The organism is Roseibium sp. QJM3NY_11 (assembly GCF_056173175.1).
In genome coordinates this window covers 4,809,678-4,826,014 of record NZ_CM149660.1, presented here as the reverse complement: position 1 = coordinate 4,826,014, position 16,337 = coordinate 4,809,678, and the positions used below count along the sequence as shown (strand labels likewise).

Genomic DNA, 16,337 nt, shown 5'->3' with positions numbered 1-16,337 from the left:
CAGTGGACGCTAACGTGAGGGCAAAGGACTCGGCTCCATTGGCCGGAAAGATACAGGAGGGTGGCTCGGAAGAGCACCGCTCCACCTCAATCCCCGGCGACAAAATAATGCAGCGTGCCGTCGGGACCGATGCCGAGGCGATAGAAGGTCCAGGCGCCGAAATCCTGCATTTCGGCGAAGTCACCGGCGGTGATGATGCGGAACATCTCGACCTTCTGGTCCGGGGTCAGGCCCTGCAACGGGTAGCGCGCGAAATAGGGCCAGATGAACATTTCCTGCGGCGTGCCCACGTCCACATGCAGGAAGCCCGCATCCAGCACGTCGGCGAGGATCGCAAGGATCTCGTAGCCTTCGCCATCGCCCGAGCTCTGCCGGATGAAGTCGATCGGATCGCCGATTTCGCCAAAGGACAGCGTCGGCGGCATCTCGTTGCTTTCCAGCACCATGCGCAGCCGGTTCAGATCGCCGTTGACGGCAGCTTCCCGCAACTGGGCGTGCATGCGTGCCACCGCTTTGGGCAGCATGGCCGTGCTGTAAAGCACCTGGGGCAGGTCCTGCGGGGCCGCAACGGCTGTTTCATGGGCGCCCGGCACGTCAAGGTCTCCGGCCGCCGGCGCAGGGCTCTGTGTCTCCGGCGCAGGGATCACCGGGATCGTCTCGATCTCGATGGTCTTGGCCGTGGCCCCGGCAGGCAGCAGACACACGCTCACGAGCGCTGCGATCATTGTCCGATTCATCAAGACCGTCTCCTGCTTGGGCCAGACAACCTGCGGACCCGCGCCTGCGGTCCGAAATCAGGGTTCCCTGGCATCGGCGCCCCGTACCGGGTCTTTCCTTAAACAATTCCTGCGAAGCTGAAAACAGCCTGCCGGACAAAATCACGTCCTTGTCAGGTCCCCGAAGGGCCGTTATCGAGAGACATCTTCGCGTTTCAGGCAACAACAACAAGCTGGCGACTGCTGTCGGGCCGGTATCAGCAGCTCCGGAAAAAAGGACCGATCGTGACATTTCTGGAATATGTGCTGATCGGATATTTTGTCGGCATTCTGACCACCGCCCCCGTCGGGCCGGTGAACATCATGGCCATTCAGCACGCGGTCCATGGCGGTTTCCGCCAGGGTGTCTACGTGGGCCTGGGTGCGGTCATCGCCGACACGATTTTCGCGGCCGCGGCCATCTTCGGTGTCTCGGCGGTCACCAGTTTCGTCGAAGGCCAGTTCGATCTCATCGAGGTCGTCGGCGGAGCGGTGCTGATCATCTTCGGCATCAGGATCTGGAACACCCATCCGCATCTGGACGATGACGGCAAAGGCCGGGAGCGCGGCTTTATCGGTGATGCCGCAGCCGCCTTTTTCATGGCGATAACCAATCCCGGTGCGGTGCTGGCGTTCATCGCCATTTTCGGAGCGCTGGGAGACTTCATGCCGGCCCATGGCGACCATCTGGGCGCACTGGTGATGGTGGCCGGGGTCACCGGCGGCGCGACGAGCTGGTGGGTGATGGTCTGTGCGACGGTCTCGCATTTCAGGGGCAGGATCGACGATCACTGGCTGGACCGGGCCAACCACATCGCAGGCGTCCTGCTGGTTGCCTTCGGAGGGCTGATCTATCTGAAACTCGCCCTCGACCTGATCTTTTAAGAACGGCGCGTCGGGCGGCACATGTGTCGGCCGCATCCGGGGCGCGCAACAAAAAAGGCCGGAAGACCGGCCTTCTCGGCATCATCGGAAAAGCGGTTACTGCAGCACGCGATTGACGGTGTAGTCACCCTGAAGAATACGGTCCGGCAGGCCTTCGGCCAGTTTGGCCACAGCGTCCTCGCCGTAGGCGGCCACGAGATCCGCGAGCGCCGTGAACATGGCTGCATGGGCCACCGCATCGGCATCGACACCATTTGCGATCGCTTCCGCCCAGGCATCGGAAATGAAACCGAGTGCTGCGCGCCGGATGTCCTCGTCTTCGGCAAATTCCGCTTCCATTGCCGCATCAGCGTAGTCGTCGTTTATCATTCGTTTCCTTACCGGTCCTTCCCGAACATCGCGAAGCAACTCCAGCGTGTTCCTGCCCCGAATCTTGTGGTTTGATCCTAACACGGCGAACCGTGCTGATAAGCAACCGTGAACGCAAACTTAACGTCCACCCACAAATTTGATTCAAAAGGTTAACCAACTCGTAACGTTTGGAAGATTTCCGTAGCGTCTACCGGCCGTACCGGCTGGTGACGTTGCCGATGATGGTCTCGCCTTCACTCATATACTGTCCCATTGCGAGACGGGCAGCGTCGGTGCATGTGCGATAAGCGACTGAAAATCCACGGTATCCCTGATTGAACCTCTCGATAAAGCGGCGGCGCCGGTTTTCGTCGAGAGTTTCCGCGTCCAGAAAGTCTTCCATCTGGTCGCGCCAGCTCGGACTGTCGCTCTCTTCGCAGAGAGGCCGCAGGAAATGCAGCGCCCCGAAGATTTCCGACAGGCGCATGAGCTGCTGTTCGAAAGGCGGTTCGTCCGCCGTGACCTGCTGCGCGGATACAACCTGCACCGGACACACCAGCAGCGTGGCCGCGACCAGGGACACCGGAAAACAGCGGAAGTGCGATCGGCTTCTTGTCATGGGCGGATCATGCTGAACGGCTGGCGCCATCGCAAGCGTCCTCGTGAGGTGATCCCAAGAAATGCGGCTTGCCGGCCTGCGGCGCGGCGCGGGCGGGCCGAAAGGGGCACCCGTGACAGCTCCAAAAACAGGTCCATTGGTCGACCTGTCCTTGCGTCGCCGTCAAAAGGACGGCTATCCTCTCGAACAGACTGGGAGGAACGGTCTCATGAACAAGAAATGCGGAACGCCGGAGGGCGTCCAGATCCGTTCGATTCTCGTGATCGACGATCACCCGCTTTATTGCGACGCGCTGGCGTCGACACTGGAAAGGTTGTTCGATTCAAGGTCGGTAAAAAAGGCGACATCGCTTCAGGACGGTCTGCGACAGATGAGTTCGCGCGTGCGGCTCGATCTGGTCATGCTCGATCTGAAACTGCCCGACGCCACCGGTATCAGCGGCTTCATCAAGGTGAAGAACCGGTTGCCGGATGTGCCGGTCCTGGTGATTTCGGCTGAATCATCCGATGACTCCGTCGGTGCGCTGATGTCGGCCGGCGCCGCCGGTTTCATCCCGAAAGACGCGTCCGTGCAGGTGCTGCAGAAGGCGCTGCTGGAAGTGCGCGAGGGGCGGCGGTTCTTTCCGCCCGGGTTCACGCCGAGCCCGAAATCCCGCAAATCGGATCTTTCGACCCGGCAGATCGCCAGCAAGATCGCCGATCTCACGCCGCAGCAGAGCCGGATCATGAAGCTGATCTGCGCCGGCAAGCCGAACAAGCAGATCGCCTATGAACTGTCCCTGGCCGAAGCGACGGTGAAAGCCCACATCACCGCCCTGCTGCGGCGCCTTGGCGTAAGCAACCGGACGCAGGCCGCGATGATGGTCAACAGCATCAGCCTTGGAGCGGAGCCTCAGATTTCGGATGCTGACGCCCGGGCCATGTTGAGCTGAGGCTCTTGATGTCCCTGGCAGACACCTTGTGCGACAAACCGACGACGGTCGAAATCGGAGTGTCGCACGCACGCGGCGAGGCAGAGGCCGTTCGGGAGGCGACCGCCGGCTTCAAGCCCGGGGGAACCTGCTTCGTTCTCTTCTTCATGCCGGACCATCTCGATCCTGAAAAGGTCGCGGCGGAACTGTCGGGGCGGATGCCATCGGCGGCCGTGTTCGGCTGTTCGACAGCGGGTCAGATCACGTCGGTGGGTTATGAAAACGATGCACTGCTCGTGATTGCCTTTCCAAGGCGGCATTTCCGGTGTTCGTCCACTCTCATCAAGCCTCTCAAACCCGGCTCCATCGAACGCACGGCCAACCAGGCGCAGGTCCTTGCGGAAAGGTTCTCGCGCACCGGCAACTGGAAGACGGTGGCCTTCGTCATCGCAGACGGCATGTCCAAGCAGGAGGACCTGCTGGTGGCCGCGCTGAACGCCGGCTTGCGGGACATTCCCGTTTTCGGCGGCTCGGCCGGCAACGGCCTCGCTTTCAACGAAACCTATGTTCTTCATGGCGGGGTGGCGCATCAGAACGCGGCGCTTCTTCTGCTGATCGAAACCGACCTGTCCTTCGGCGGTGTCGGCTTCGACCATTTCCGGCCCACAGACCGGCAGATGGTCGTCACCGGGGCCGTTCCCGAAGAACGGCTCGTCATGGAAATCAACGGCGTTCCCGCCGCCCGCGAATATGCACGCTATGTGAATTGCGCGGTCGAAGACCTGTCACCCAGGGTGTTTGCCGAAAACCCGGTTCTGGTGCGAAGCGGCAAAAGCTGGCATGTGAGAGCCATTCAGCAGGTCGCGGACAATGACGGGCTGTGGTTTCTGTCCGCCATTGACGACGGTCTTGTGCTGACACTCGGCCAGGGAACCGAAATTCTGAACACGCTCGAGCAGGGGCTGGAGCAGTGCCGGGGCGAGCATGGCGACCCGGACTTCATCATCGGTTTCGACTGTTACCTCCGCCGGCTCGAGATCGAACAGAACGAACTGGTCGAAGACGCGTCCAGGGTGCTCACGCGCAACCGCGTCTTCGGCTTCAACACCTATGGAGAGCAGCACCTGGGCGTTCATGTGAACCAGACATTCGTCGGTGTGGCTTTCTATCCGCCCGAGGACGGCGTGCTTTATTGATAGATGCCGATCAGCCGCTGGAAGTCCAGCTCGAACGCCAGGCGCGGATCATCAACGCGCTCGTCCGGCGGGCAGCCAGGGAAAACGATGTCGGGGGCTCCGCCTACTCCCTGTTCCAGTCGGCGATCGCCCTCCAGGGGGAAGTGTGGGAAAAGACCAGGCACCTGGAACAGGTGCTCGACACGCTGGGCCAGGCCAGCAACCAGCTCAGGATTTCCGAATTCGCCCGGGAGCAGACCGAACGCAATCTTGTGGATGCGCTCGATGCGATGGAAGGCGGTTTCGCGCTGTTCACCGAAGGCAGGCTGGAAATCTGCAACACCCAGTTCAAGAACATGGTGCCGGAAATTTCGGAGGCAATCGTGGCCGGTCTCGGCATTGATGATTATTTCAATGCCTTGAACAGCAGCGCCGGGGTCATATCCAGCGGTGTGCCGGCCGCCGCGCCGAATGAGGCAAGCGGTGCGCTCAAGCGCAATTCCTCCAGGTATCCGTCCGTTTTCGGATTGAAGAACGACCGCTGGTTTCAGATCACCCAGAAATCCGCCTCCGCCAGCAAGACGGTTCTGCTGTCGACGGAAATCACCAGCATCGTTCTGCAGAACCGCATTGAAAAAGATCGTCTGATCGACGAGCAGGCGGATTTTCTCAAGGCTGCCTTCGAGCATATCTCACAAGGTGTTTGCACCTTCTCGCCGGCCGGATCCCTGACCCTGAGAAACGAGAGGTTTCGAAAGCTGTTGCGCCTTCCGGTCCCGCTGGTGCGCAAGGGAACGGCGCTCAGCCAGATCCTGGAATTCTTTGCCCGCCATGAACTTCCGGCCGAGACCGGGCCGGAGACCGAGAAGGAGTTTCTGGCTGCTGTCGAGCCGGACTGCGAGGGCATCGAGAGAAAGGTCCGGCTGGCGTCGGGTGACATCTTGAACATCAGCATTCATCGCCTGCCGGACAACGGCCTGATCATGAATGTCATGGATTTCACGGCCGAGGCCCAGACGACCGATCTTCTGGAAAGGCGTGTCCGGGAACGGACGATCGAGCTCACGAAAGCCAACAAGCGTCTGCGGTGCCAGAACGAGGAGCAGATCCGGATCGACGAGCAGCTGCGGCAGGCCAAGGAGCGCGCGGAAGACGCGGTTTCGTCGAAAACAAAATTCTTCGCGGCCGCCAGTCACGACCTGCTGCAGCCAGTCAATGCCGCCAAGCTGCTGATTTCGACCATGAGCGACAGCACCCGGAACCAGCCCATTGCGGACACGGTCTCGCGCCTCGAAAAGTCGTTCAAGTCGATCGAATCCCTGCTTCACGCCCTGCTGGACATTTCAAGGCTGGACTCGACGGGCACGGAATTGACGCTCAGCACCTTCAATGTGGGGGAACTTCTGAATTCGGTTGAACGCGATTGCAGGCAACTGGCGGAGGAAAAGGGCCTCCGGCTGGATGTCGTTCCGTGCAGCCTCTGGGTGAAGAGCGACCAGCGCTATCTTCTCAGGTCGATCCAGAACCTGATCGTGAACGGGATCCAGTATACCGAGGACGGCAGGGTGCTGGCGGGCTGCCGGCGCCGCGGACCGAACCTGGTCATCGAGGTCTGGGACACGGGCATCGGCATTGCCAAGAAAGACCAGAAGCGAGTTTTCACCGAATTTACCAGAGCGTCCACCGATGGTGCCGGCTTCGGCATGGGGCTGGGCCTGTCGATTGTGGAGCGTGCCTGCAGACGGCTCGGTCATACGGTGTCGGTGCGCTCGAAACCCGGTGTCGGATCGGTCTTCTCAATCACCGTGCCGGTCGTCGAAGCTCAGGAGGAAAGCGACAGCGGGGAGAACGCGGATCTGGCGGTTCCGTCTAGCGACATGGATGTGATCGTCCTGATCGTGGAAAACAATCCGGATGTTCTGTTCGCGACCGCGCAGAAGATCGAGGCCTGGGGCGGGAGCATACTGACCGCCGCATCGACGGAAGAGGCTCTGGACCTGGTGCGGGAGCTCGGGATGCCGCCGGATATCATTCTTGCGGACTATCAGCTCGATGGCGAGGACACCGGCGTGAAAACCATCCTGGAAGTGAGGCGGGAGACCATGAGTGATGTTCCGGCGATCATGATAACCGCGAACCGGGAAGAGAGCCTCGTGAAGGAAAGCCGCACGCACCAGTTCACGATCCTCACCAAGCCCGTCGAGCTGTCCCGATTACGGCCCCTGATCGACTGGAAGACACGCCGCTTCACGTCGATCGACGGCGAGGACGGCTGACGCCCATCCCCGGCGGCGGGAGGAATGCAGACATAAGTCTGTGCTGACAGGGAGCATGGTCGGCTTAGGCTAGGGGTTCGTGATATTGGCAAAGTCCTTGAAAGCGGGAGGCGAAACAACATGCTGCCATCTGCCATGATGCCAAGGAGCATCATTTCATTTGTCCTGGCGGGACTGGTTGTCTGGCTGGGGGCCTCTGCGGGGCAGGCGGCGGATACTTATGCGCTCCTATTCAAGGAAGGTACCTTGGACGCGGTGCCGAGAACCGCGTCGCTCGACTACCGGAGAAGCGTTTCGGCACCTGAGGACCGGGATTTCGAAACGAGAAGCAACGGCACCATAAAGCTGACATTCACGCCCGGCGACATGGTTGATCTGAATTTCGAAACCGACAGCAAGGCCAGACGGGTCGGGACCTTTCCAGCCAACGTCGGCAATCCGCTGATCATGTATTTTCTTGAATCCGTGGTGAAGGACCTGGCGAGCTTTGCCGGTGGAAGCCCGTACTACATCCGCAACCGGATCAAGGCGGCGCTCCTGCAGGACAGGCCTGTTCGGGAGCGTCAGATCGCCCTGGAGGGGCGCGAGGTGGCCTCCCGGTCGATCGTTCTTTATCCGTTCAAGGATGATCCCGCCAGCGACAGGATGCGCGGCATCGAGACGCTTGCCCTGACGGTCACGGTCTCCGAGGACGTGCCCGGTTGGTATTATGCGCTGAAGGCGGAGACGACGACGGACCGGGGGCAACGCTCGGAGCTGCCCGACACGCTGCCCGCCTATTCCAGTTCGATCGTGTTTCTCAAGCAGGGAGAGACAAAGTGAGGCAAGGCGGACGTATGCGGTCAGACCTGCGCGCCAGCATGACTGTTGCCATGCTTGTTGCAGCCGCGGGTCTTCTGGGGGGGGCGATTTCCGGCGGTGAAAGCGCGCGGGCACAGGGCACCATACAGGCACAGTTGAACGACTACCCGACGGCGGCCAGGGCCGAATATGTGTTTGCCTGCATGGCTTCCAACGGCCAGTCGAGCGATGTTCTGCGCCGGTGTTCGTGTTCAATCGACACGATCGCGTCGATCATTCCCTATGAGAAATACGTCGAGGCGGAAACCGTGCTCTCGATGCAGCTTGTCGGCGGAGAACGCATGTCGCTGTTCAGGACGGCGGCCAGCGCCAAAATGCTTGTCGCCGATCTCCGCCGGGCCCAAGCCGAAGCCGACATTCTTTGTTTTTGAAGCAGGGGCCGGCTTTGTTCTTGAAACAGGGGCCGGGCCCCGCGTTTTGAAAACGCCCTAGCTTTCCTTGTTCTTGCCGAAGACTTCTTTCCAGACATTGCCTTCCGTATCTTCCGCGTGGACGCTCAGGGAATCGGTGCCGTTGTCGTTATACGTGAAGCGGATGACCGGGTTCTCGGACAGGGAAATGCCGCCTTCCAGCGTGAACAGGACATCGTCGCCCTGTTTGACTTCGATGAAGTTGATGAAATGGGCGGAAATGAAAAGCTGAGTGATCTGGTCTCTCTGCAAGCCCGAATAATTCGGATGCCGGATCATGATCTGGGCCTCGCGGCGATTGCTCGTGTCCGCGGCCGGCGGTGCGAAATGTTTCGCCCGGATCAGTCCCATCTGCGAGAGCGCGAGTTCAGGCGATTTCGTTGCCGGGGCGGAGCAGCCCCCCGACGCCTTCACGTACCGCCCGGCCATGACCGACCCGGCCTGTGTTTCAGCGACCACGCGAACGTTGGAATACTGATTGACCCGAACCCTGATCTCCATGTCGAGGGGATGCATGGCTTCACCGAAGGTCATTTCCGCGGCCACGGGAGCGGGGTTTTCGTCGATGATCAGGAGTGCCCGTGTCACGGACGGAGAATTGGGCGAAGGCTGCTTCAGTCCAATGGGCACAGTGGCGGCGTCATGGGCACGATAGGGGGCGTCGAGATCTATGGTGCCGGTGTCCGGTTCCGGGACTGACAGTCCGACAATGTCCTCGCGCAGATCGTTCCAGCTGCCTTCTGACCGCAACGGATTTTCGAGCCTGTCCTGCTCCGCGCCGGTTGCGGCCGAGGACAGGGCAAGAACGGCGCATGATACCGCGATCGGGACAGCCAGTAGCGGCCTCCTCAGACAGCCAGCCGTTTTCCGAAACTCCATGATACGTTCTCCCACCATGCCGCTTGTTGAAACCATGCGGGAACCCGGCTGAGGCAAACGGAGGTGCTTCGGCGAAGTTCAGCCTGTTGCAGCGCAAGATCTCGTCAGTGTAACACGAATGGCCCTGCGCCGAAATCAAGCCTTTGGGATGTATTGTTCAACCTTCTTCGTGCTGTGACGCTGGGTTGGTTCCGCCGGAGACCTCCGGCGATGTTGAGCGGGGTCACGAAACGCATGTTTGAGATCGTCGTCAGTCTGTGTCTGCTTGGCGACCCCGGCATCTGCCGGACACAGTTGCTGGCCGGACTTGAAACGGTTTCCGAAGAAGAGTGCGTTGCCGTTCTGCAGAACCTGGACCCGGGCTCCCGCCTCGATCCGGCAACGGACTATTCGATCGGAAAACCGGCCTGCCGGGAAATGCCGGACGGGATCGCCCTGGAGGAAGTGGCGCAGGGCGTTTTTGTCCATACGGGAGAGATCTCGGAGCCCGATCCCGGAAATCTGGGCGATATCGCGAATCTGGGGGTTGTCGTCGGCGACACCTCCATCGCCGTCATCGATGCGGGGGGCGCCCGCGCGGTTGGGGAGGACCTGTATCGGGCCATCCGGAAAATCAGTGCGTTGCCGGTCGGTCATCTTGTCCTGACACACGTCCACCCCGATCACGTCTTCGGCGCGTCTGTCTTTGCCGAAGCCGGGGCCAGGATCGTTGGGCACCCCAATCTGGTCCGCGCCCTCAGGGACCGGGAACAGTCCTATCTTGAGAGCTTTCGCGCGGAAATCGGTGCGTCCGGATTTCTGGGAACGCGCGTGGATTTTGAGGTTCTGCCGCCGTCAGCGATTGACCTGGGCGGCCGCTCCCTGGAACTCAGGCCCTGGCCGATGGCGCACTCGACTTCGGACCTGACGGTACTGGATGTTCAGACCGGGACCCTGTTCACCGGGGACCTCGTCTTTCATCGTCATGTTCCCGTTCTGGACGGGTCCCTGAAGGGCTGGTTGAGCGTTCTGGATGAGCTCGAAACGCTGGAAGCGGTGCGGATCGTTCCGGGCCATGGCAGTCCGTCCCTGCGGGTGGAGGAAGGTCTGGCGCCGGTTCGGGAGTATCTGCGGGTTCTTCAGGACCAGACACGTCAATCGCTCGACGCCGGCAGCCGCATGAGCGATGCCGTGACCGGGATCGCGCAGGACCAGCGACCCCGCTGGAAACTTTTCGACGCCTTCAATATCAGGAATGCAACGGTCGCCTTCACCGAACTGGAATGGGACTGACCAAATGAGACTGACCGGGGGGAATGACCGGCAGGAATGATTGGCGGGCGCCTCCCGGGGACATTCAGGGGCGCGGATCAGCCGATGCCCTAATCGGCATGCTTGAGAAGAATTTGCGCCAGGGCGTAAAGGCGTTTTTCGATGAGCACCGGTGTTTCACAGACGTAGGTCAGTGATTTGCTCCGGTCGCGGAAGATGCGTTCGTCCCAGTCCAGCTGCTCTTCCAATGCATCGATCCTGTCGAAATCAGGCGTCTCGGAATTTTCCAGCGCGCGCATTTCGGAGCGGACCCTGTCGATCTTGTCCGACAGGGCGATCTGTTTCAGGGAATAGTCCTCGATCCCCCTGATGATCCGCAGGCGGATGCCGCCGAGGGCGTCGAACACGCGCGCAAAGATGGCGGCCATCTGCACGGGATCCGGGTTTTCGTCCCCCGACGCGAACGCCTGCACGGCCGCGCCGGCTTCCTCGAGCGTTATCCGCCGCTGCGCCAGAAGTGCGGCAAGTTCGGCTGCCTGCGGTGGCAGAACCACCTCCGGGAGGCCGGCCGGTCCGTCGGGCAGGGGGGCGGTCCATAAAATCGCAAGAGACAGGGTTTCGACCTTGCGTTGCTGACAGGGCCATGTCGGGTCGTCGAAGGAAGCAGCTTGAACGTATTCAACGCAGCAGAAGCCGAGAAGGACGTTCATAAACAGTATTTTAGAAATAGATTTGATCGGATTCATTCTATTCGGCTCCCTTGTTCCAATGTTAGCGAAACGACCAATTTTGTCCATGCAAAGAAATGCACACTAAGGTCGCAATTGCTTGGTCAAGACCCCCGCCTATAGTCAATCTCAAGGTTGGAAATGCCTGATTTTGATAGAGCGGAGACGTAAATGAAAGTTCGTGCAGCGGTTGCAGTTGCCTCAGGAAAACCTCTCGAAGTCACCACCGTGAACCTTGAAGGTCCGCGCGCGTTCGAGGTGCTGGTCGAGATCAAGGCGACCGGGATCTGCCACACGGACGAGTTCACCCTGTCGGGGGCCGATCCGGAAGGCCTGTTTCCGGCGATCCTGGGCCATGAAGGCGCCGGGGTTGTCGTGGAAGTCGGCCCGGGTGTGACGACATTGAAGCCGGGCGATCACGTGATCCCGCTTTATACGCCCGAGTGCCGCACCTGCGAATACTGCCTGAACCCCAAGACCAACCTGTGCCAGGCGATCCGCTCCACCCAGGGCCAGGGCCTGATGCCGGACGGCTCGTCGCGGTTCACCACGCTCGACGGCGATCCGATCCTTCACTACATGGGCACGTCCACCTTCGCCAACTACACGGTTGTGCCGGAGATCGCGCTGGCGAAGATCAATCCGGACGCCCCCTTCGACAAGGTCTGCTACATCGGCTGCGGGGTCACCACCGGCATCGGCGCGGTGATCAACACGGCCAAGGTCGAGATCGGATCGCGGGCGATCGTGTTCGGCCTCGGCGGCATCGGTCTCAACGTGATCCAGGGCCTGCGCCTTGCCGGTGCGGACCAGATTGTCGGGGTTGACCTGAACGCGGACAAGAAGCCGATGGCCGAGCGCTTCGGCATGACCGATTTCGTCAATCCGACCGAGGTCGAAGAAGATCTGGTTCCCTATCTGGTCAATCTGACCAAGGGCGGGGCCGATTACACTTTCGATGCCACCGGCAATGTCAATGTCATGCGCACGGCGCTGGAAGCGGCCCACAAGGGCTGGGGCGAAAGCATCATCATCGGCGTTGCGGCCGCGGGTGCGGAAATCTCGACGCGTCCGTTCCAGCTTGTGACCGGGCGGTCGTGGCGCGGGACGGCCTTCGGCGGCGCGCGCGGGCGCACGGACGTTCCGAAGATCGTCGACTGGTACATGGACGGGAAGATCGAGATCGACCCGATGATCACCCACACCATGCCCCTGGAAGACATCAACAAGGGCTTCGACCTGATGCATGCCGGCGAATCGATCCGCTCCGTCGTGCTTTACTGAAGCGGGTATGAAATGGAAACCGTTTCCGAAAACAGATGCTTTGGTGGCATGCAGGCGGTGTACAAACACACCTCGAAGGCCTGTGCCTGCGACATGACCTTCGCGATGTTCCTGCCTCCGCAGGTGTCCGAAGGACCGGTGCCGTGCCTGTGGTATCTGTCGGGACTGACCTGCAATCATGAAAACGCCATGACCAAGGCGGGCCTTCAGGCGCATGCCGCCGAACACGGCCTGGCACTGGTGTTTCCGGACACGAGCCCCCGCGGAGACGGCGTCGCGGATGACGAAGCCTATGATCTGGGGCAGGGAGCCGGCTTTTACGTCAATGCGACCAAGGCACCCTGGAATGCGCACTTCAAGATGTATGACTACATCGTCAGGGAGTTGCGCGACCTGGTCCAGGACACGTTTCCGGTCAATGGCCGTCACGGCATAACGGGGCATTCCATGGGAGGCCACGGGGCGCTGATCATTGCCTTGCGCAATCCGGATCTTTACCAGTCGGTGTCGGCTTTCGCGCCGATCACCAACCCGACGCAGTCCGCGTGGGGCCGCAAACAGCTGACGGCCTATCTGGGGGACGATGAGGCTGAATGGGCCGAATACGACGCAACCATATTGTTGCGCGAACGTGGCTGGAACGGCGAAATCCTCATCGATCAGGGTGCGGATGATCAATTCGTGAACCTGCTGCGCCCGCACGCCATTGCCGGAGTGGTCACCGAGACCTGCCAGCCCGCGGTGATCCGTTTGCAGGAACGCTACGACCATTCCTACTTTTTCGTATCGACATTTGGAGGCGACCACATTGCCTGGCATGCGGACAGGCTCTGCGGAAACGGCCAGGCTGCGGTCCCTGCCCGGGAGGCGGCACAGTGAAGTTGAATGAAAGGATTGCACTCTCTTTAATTGTGCTGTCGTCGGTCTTGTGGCATTTTGGCCCGGCGCACGCGATTGAACCGGGAGACCCGGCGAAGGGTGAAAAAGTCTTTCGAAAGTGCAAGGCCTGCCATGCGGTTGGTGCCGATGCCAAGGCAAAGGTCGGGCCGGTCCTGAACGGTGTGGTCGGGCAGTCAGCGGCTGCAAAAAGCGGGTTCAAGTATTCCAAGGCGCTTTTGAAGGCTGCGGAACAGGATCAGCTGATCTGGACTGTTGAAAATCTCAATGAATTTCTTGCGAAGCCCAAAACTTTTCTGCCGGGAACGAAGATGAGTTTTGCAGGACTGCGCAAGGAAAAGGATCGTCAGAACATTGTCGCTTATCTCGCGACCTTCGAAGTGGAAGGAGGATCTTAGGACAGCTTTTGGAGGAGATGGCTGGAATTGACACCTGATTCGAGAACCGTTCGGTGGGAGTGACCGAAACGATCCGGGATAAGGGGTGCCGACACTGGCCGGGAGCATGAAATGGACTTGTCTCGTTAAGGGAGGATTCAATGAGACGTTTACTCACTTCTGCCGCCATTCTGGTGCTGAGCGCCGGAACCGCATTCGCGGATGCGGAATTGCAAAAATTGATAGACGATCCAAACCAGTGGGTCATCCAGACCGGCGACTACAAGAACCAGCGCTTTTCGACGCTTGAGCAGATCAACAAGGACAACGTCAAGGATCTGCAGGTTGCCTGGACATTCTCGACCGGTGTGCTGCGCGGCCATGAAGGCTCTCCGCTGGTCATCGGCGACATCATGTACGTTCACACGCCGTTTCCGAACACCGTTTACGCGCTCGATCTGAACGACGATGGAAAGATCATCTGGCGCTACGAGCCGAAACAGAACTCGGACGTTATCCCCGTCATGTGCTGCGACACGGTCAACCGCGGAGTGGCTTATTCCGACGGCAAGATCTTCCTGCACCAGGCTGACACCAAGCTGGTGGCCCTCGACGCCAAGACAGGCGAGGAACTCTGGACCGTCCTGAACGGTGATCCGTCGATCGGCGAGACCAATACCGCGACGGTTCTGCCCGTCAAGGACAAGGTCATCGTCGGTATCTCCGGTGGTGAGTTCGGTGTCCGCGGCTCTCTGACGGCCTACAACACCAAGGACGGTTCGCTGGCATGGCGCGCCTATTCCATGGGTCCCGACAGCGACATTCTGATCGATCCGGAAAAAACCACCCATCTCGGCAAGCCGGTCGGCAAGGATTCCGGTCTGAACACCTGGGAAGGCGATCAGTGGAAAATCGGCGGCGGCACGACCTGGGGCTGGTATTCCTACGATCCTGACGAAAACCTCGTCTATTACGGAACGGGCAACCCATCGACCTGGAACCCGGCTCAACGGCCTGGCGACAACCGCTGGTCCATGACGATCATGGCCCGGGACATCGACACTGGTATCGCGCGCTGGTTCTACCAGATGACGCCACATGACGAGTGGGACTATGACGGGATCAATGAAATGATCCTGACCGAGCAGGAGTTCAACGGTGAAAACCGCAAGCTCCTGACCCACTTCGACCGGAACGGTTTCGGCTACACGCTGGATCGTGTTACGGGCGAACTTCTTGTCGCCGAGAAATATGACCCGACGGTCAACTGGGCAACCGAAGTCAACATGGATCCGGACTCCGACCAGTACGGTCGTCCGCAGGTCGTGTCGCAATATTCGACCGAACAGAACGGCGAAGACGTTAACTCCACCGGCATCTGCCCGGCTGCCCTTGGTACCAAGGATCAGCAGCCTGCCGCATACTCGCCGGAAACCAATCTGTTCTACGTGCCGACGAACCACGTCTGCATGGATTACGAGCCGTTCCGCGTGAGCTACACGGCCGGTCAGCCCTACGTTGGTGCGACGCTGGCAATGTACCCGCCGAGCGACAGCCATGGCGGCATGGGCAACTTCATTGCCTGGGACAACGTCAAGGGTGAAATCGTCTGGTCAATCCCCGAGCAGTTCTCGGTCTGGTCCGGCGCGCTGGCCACCTCCGGTGACATCGTCTTCTATGGCACTCTGGAAGGCTACCTGAAGGCGGTCGACGCCAAGACGGGTGAAGAACTCTATCGCTTCAAGACCCCGTCCGGCGTCATCGGCAACGTCATGACCTACACCCACAACGACAAGCAGTACATCGGTATCCTGTCGGGTGTTGGCGGCTGGGCTGGCATCGGCCTTGCGGCCGGTTTGACCAACCCGAACGACGGTCTGGGTGCCGTCGGTGGCTATGCGGCCCTGTCCGACTACACCGCACTGGGTGGTCAGCTGACAGTGTTCGCACTGCCGAACTGATCCGAACCTGAAAGACCACTGGAACCGGCGCACTCCTTCAGACTGCGCCGGTTCGCGTCAGAGGTGGGTAATACCACCGAAGTGAATTCCCGGTTCGGCAGCCCGGCATCCTGAATGGCCGGAGGACCGGTTCTCAAAGGACAGGTGATGAGTAAAATCAGACCAATCTGTGTAGTCGCGACAGTCGCATTCTCGGTCTTGTTCGCTGCGCCCACGGCCGCGGAACAGGCCTATGACGAATCCCTGGTCGCGGTGGCCTATTCCGAAGATGGCATTTACTACACGGAAGATGACATCCCCACGTACAACGTGCAGGAAGACGGCACGATCGACTGGCCGACCTATTCCGGTTTCCGCCGGTATCATTCCGAGTGCCACGTCTGTCACGGGCCCGAGGGCGAAGGCTCGACCTATGCGCCGGCCCTGAAGAAGTCCGCGCTCGATATGGACTATTACGATTTTCTCGACGTTGTGACCAACGGCCGGAAGAAGATCAGCGCGTCGGAGAACTCGGTGATGCCCGCGTTCGGCACCAATCCGAATGTGATGTGCTACATCAACGATATCTACGTTTACCTGAAAGCCCGGGGAACCGACGCCGTTCCGCGCGGACGACCGCGCAAGAAGGAAGCGAAGTCGGATGTGATCCGGGAGGAAGAAAATGCGTGTCTCGGCGGATGACAGCCGGCGCCGTCCAGCGAGCCGGAAAAGGCCAGGA

At 60.2% G+C, this 16,337-nt stretch carries 17 protein-coding genes; 12 read left to right on the top strand and 5 right to left on the bottom strand.

Annotation, left to right across the window (positions count from 1 at the left end; all coding sequences use genetic code 11):
• Positions 1 to 86: 86 nt before the first annotated feature.
• Entirely contained in the window at positions 87 to 737 is a 651-nt protein-coding gene (locus AC0VX3_RS22130) for a hypothetical protein (protein WP_475525234.1), read from the bottom strand.
• Positions 738 to 1,001: 264 nt separating this feature from the next.
• On the opposite strand from AC0VX3_RS22130, the gene AC0VX3_RS22125 reads away from it, so the two are divergent.
• Positions 1,002 to 1,640, top strand: a complete 639-nt coding sequence (locus AC0VX3_RS22125) for a LysE family translocator (protein ID WP_475522328.1) — start codon at positions 1,002 to 1,004, stop codon at positions 1,638 to 1,640.
• Positions 1,641 to 1,736: 96 nt separating this feature from the next.
• On the opposite strand, the gene AC0VX3_RS22120 is transcribed toward AC0VX3_RS22125, so the two are convergent.
• On the bottom strand, positions 1,737 to 2,009 hold the full coding sequence (locus AC0VX3_RS22120) for a hypothetical protein (RefSeq protein ID WP_006933467.1): 273 nt from the start codon (positions 2,007 to 2,009) through the stop codon (positions 1,737 to 1,739).
• A gap of 190 nt (positions 2,010 to 2,199) precedes the next feature.
• A complete protein-coding gene (locus AC0VX3_RS22115) occupies positions 2,200 to 2,640 on the bottom strand; it encodes a TIGR02301 family protein (protein WP_475522327.1) in 441 nt (146 codons plus the stop codon).
• Positions 2,641 to 2,818: 178 nt separating this feature from the next.
• Between AC0VX3_RS22115 and AC0VX3_RS22110 the strand changes: the two genes are divergently transcribed.
• The 5 genes from AC0VX3_RS22110 (at position 2,819) to AC0VX3_RS22090 (ending at position 8,203) form a co-directional block, all read left to right on the top strand.
• Positions 2,819 to 3,541 (top strand): response regulator transcription factor, encoded by a 723-nt coding sequence (locus tag AC0VX3_RS22110; protein WP_342890881.1) that lies wholly within the window; start codon positions 2,819 to 2,821, stop codon positions 3,539 to 3,541.
• Positions 3,542 to 3,549: 8 nt separating this feature from the next.
• On the top strand, positions 3,550 to 4,716 hold the full coding sequence (locus AC0VX3_RS22105) for an FIST N-terminal domain-containing protein (protein WP_475522326.1): 1,167 nt from the start codon (positions 3,550 to 3,552) through the stop codon (positions 4,714 to 4,716).
• Positions 4,713 to 6,971 (top strand): hybrid sensor histidine kinase/response regulator, encoded by a 2,259-nt coding sequence (locus AC0VX3_RS22100; RefSeq protein WP_475522325.1) that lies wholly within the window; start codon positions 4,713 to 4,715, stop codon positions 6,969 to 6,971. Before AC0VX3_RS22105 ends, AC0VX3_RS22100 begins: the two co-directional genes overlap by 4 nt.
• A 120-nt stretch (positions 6,972 to 7,091) precedes the next feature.
• Complete coding sequence (locus AC0VX3_RS22095) at positions 7,092 to 7,793, top strand: hypothetical protein (protein ID WP_475522324.1); 702 nt, start codon at positions 7,092 to 7,094, stop codon at positions 7,791 to 7,793.
• 38 nt (positions 7,794 to 7,831) lie between these two features.
• Complete coding sequence (locus tag AC0VX3_RS22090) at positions 7,832 to 8,203, top strand: hypothetical protein (protein ID WP_475525233.1); 372 nt, start codon at positions 7,832 to 7,834, stop codon at positions 8,201 to 8,203.
• A gap of 57 nt (positions 8,204 to 8,260) precedes the next feature.
• Here the strand turns inward: AC0VX3_RS22090 and AC0VX3_RS22085 are convergent, their stop codons facing one another.
• Entirely contained in the window at positions 8,261 to 9,121 is an 861-nt protein-coding gene (locus AC0VX3_RS22085) for a quinoprotein dehydrogenase-associated SoxYZ-like carrier (RefSeq protein WP_475522323.1), read from the bottom strand.
• 234 nt (positions 9,122 to 9,355) lie between these two features.
• Here AC0VX3_RS22085 and AC0VX3_RS22080 point away from each other — a divergent pair, with 234 nt between their 5' ends.
• Entirely contained in the window at positions 9,356 to 10,393 is a 1,038-nt protein-coding gene (locus AC0VX3_RS22080) for a quinoprotein relay system zinc metallohydrolase 2 (protein ID WP_475522322.1), read from the top strand.
• 89 nt (positions 10,394 to 10,482) lie between these two features.
• On the opposite strand, the gene AC0VX3_RS22075 is transcribed toward AC0VX3_RS22080, so the two are convergent.
• Positions 10,483 to 11,082, bottom strand: coding sequence for a hypothetical protein (locus AC0VX3_RS22075; RefSeq protein ID WP_475522321.1), 600 nt, complete (start codon positions 11,080 to 11,082; stop codon positions 10,483 to 10,485).
• Positions 11,083 to 11,271: 189 nt separating this feature from the next.
• Here AC0VX3_RS22075 and AC0VX3_RS22070 point away from each other — a divergent pair, with 189 nt between their 5' ends.
• From AC0VX3_RS22070 to AC0VX3_RS22050, 5 genes are all read left to right on the top strand, one after another.
• Positions 11,272 to 12,384 (top strand): S-(hydroxymethyl)glutathione dehydrogenase/class III alcohol dehydrogenase, encoded by a 1,113-nt coding sequence (locus AC0VX3_RS22070; RefSeq protein ID WP_475522320.1) that lies wholly within the window; start codon positions 11,272 to 11,274, stop codon positions 12,382 to 12,384.
• A gap of 12 nt (positions 12,385 to 12,396) precedes the next feature.
• Positions 12,397 to 13,263: an S-formylglutathione hydrolase gene (gene fghA / locus AC0VX3_RS22065; RefSeq protein ID WP_475522319.1), complete on the top strand. Its 867-nt coding sequence runs from the start codon at positions 12,397 to 12,399 to the stop codon at positions 13,261 to 13,263.
• A gap of 2 nt (positions 13,264 to 13,265) precedes the next feature.
• Complete coding sequence (locus AC0VX3_RS22060) at positions 13,266 to 13,679, top strand: c-type cytochrome (RefSeq protein ID WP_475525232.1); 414 nt, start codon at positions 13,266 to 13,268, stop codon at positions 13,677 to 13,679.
• A 140-nt stretch (positions 13,680 to 13,819) separates the two neighbouring features.
• Positions 13,820 to 15,619 carry a lanthanide-dependent methanol dehydrogenase XoxF5 gene (gene xoxF5 / locus AC0VX3_RS22055; protein WP_475522318.1) on the top strand — a complete coding sequence of 600 codons (1,800 nt, stop codon included), beginning with the start codon at positions 13,820 to 13,822 and terminating at the stop codon, positions 15,617 to 15,619.
• Between the two features lie 147 nt (positions 15,620 to 15,766).
• Positions 15,767 to 16,300 (top strand): c-type cytochrome, methanol metabolism-related, encoded by a 534-nt coding sequence (locus tag AC0VX3_RS22050; RefSeq protein WP_475522317.1) that lies wholly within the window; start codon positions 15,767 to 15,769, stop codon positions 16,298 to 16,300.
• The last annotated feature ends 37 nt before the right edge of the window (positions 16,301 to 16,337 follow it).